The sequence below is a fragment of the Candidatus Frankia alpina genome (genome assembly GCF_902806485.1).
GTDB classification, from domain to species: domain Bacteria; phylum Actinomycetota; class Actinomycetes; order Frankiales; family Frankiaceae; genus Frankia; species Frankia alpina.
Genome location: NZ_CADCWT010000637.1, coordinates 1 through 281, shown reverse-complemented (window position 1 = coordinate 281; position 281 = coordinate 1). Strand labels below are relative to the sequence as shown.

Here is a 281-nt window from a genome sequence, read left to right as displayed (position 1 = left end):
CACCCACGGCACGGCCCGACGACAGCGGCGGGTTCAGCGACGCCGAGCTCGACGCCGTCGTGGACGAGATCCGCTGCTCGCAGACCCCCCCCGTTGTCTTACCGGGAGATGGCCCTGTGGTTCCGCGCCGCCGGGCACAGCGCCGGCGAGATGCGGCTGCGCGCCGCCTGGCGTCGCGTCACCACCCAGACCGACACCGGCTGACACCACCAACCGCCGCCGGGCCATCCACCCCAGGCAGCCCGGCGGCCCCCAACCCGAGGAGCAGGACAGACATGATC

1 pseudogene is annotated in these 281 nt (G+C 73.7%); it reads left to right on the top strand.

The annotated features are described in order from the left end of the window. Positions 1-204: pseudogene (locus tag G6R25_RS24780) on the top strand (hypothetical protein); the annotation flags it as partial. Positions 205-281 lie beyond the last annotated feature (77 nt).